1 protein-coding gene is annotated in these 536 nt (G+C 30.8%); it reads right to left on the reverse strand.

Translation table 11 applies throughout. The features are described from left to right. Window positions 1–331 precede the first annotated feature (331 nt). Window positions 332–536 (reverse strand): hypothetical protein (locus tag KBJ98_RS15235; RefSeq protein ID WP_210791953.1); only part of this gene is annotated, 205 nt, incomplete at its 5' end.

The following is a 536-nucleotide window of genomic DNA, read 5'->3' on the forward strand; positions in this document are numbered from 1 at the left end:
CCATCACAGCTAACAAAAAAACTTCCTAGTTAACTCCTTTGATTTTAAGCCAATTAAAAAATAGTTTAAAATTAAGTTTAAAAAAGCCTTGTAAAAGCGAATAAAGGTTGTAGTTTTGCACCCGCAATCACAGCAACGTTCTAATAAAAACCTGAAACAAACGAAGAAACAATTTTTAAAAAAAGATTGCAAAAAGTTTGCCAGAGTTAAAATAGATGTTACCTTTGCACCCCGCAATAGAGCAGAGTTCTTACTACATATTGAGAGAAAAAGTAAAGAAAACTTTCGAAAAACATTTTCGAAAAAAAAACTTTAAATTTTTCTTGCATAGTTAAAAAGAAATTTCTACTTTTGCACCCGCTTTGAGACATACGAAAAGCGAATAAAATAAAGAAGAATACGTTCCTAGACATATTGAATTGACAGCCGTTTTGAAAGAGATTTCAAGACAAAAGAATAAGAGTAATAGAATCGGGAGATTTGAAAAGAACCGATAGAATTTATCGTCATACAATAGTTTGCTTCGGCAGACAAAT

The sequence above is a fragment of the Flavobacterium erciyesense genome (assembly GCF_018069925.1).
In the GTDB taxonomy this organism is placed as follows: domain Bacteria; phylum Bacteroidota; class Bacteroidia; order Flavobacteriales; family Flavobacteriaceae; genus Flavobacterium; species Flavobacterium erciyesense.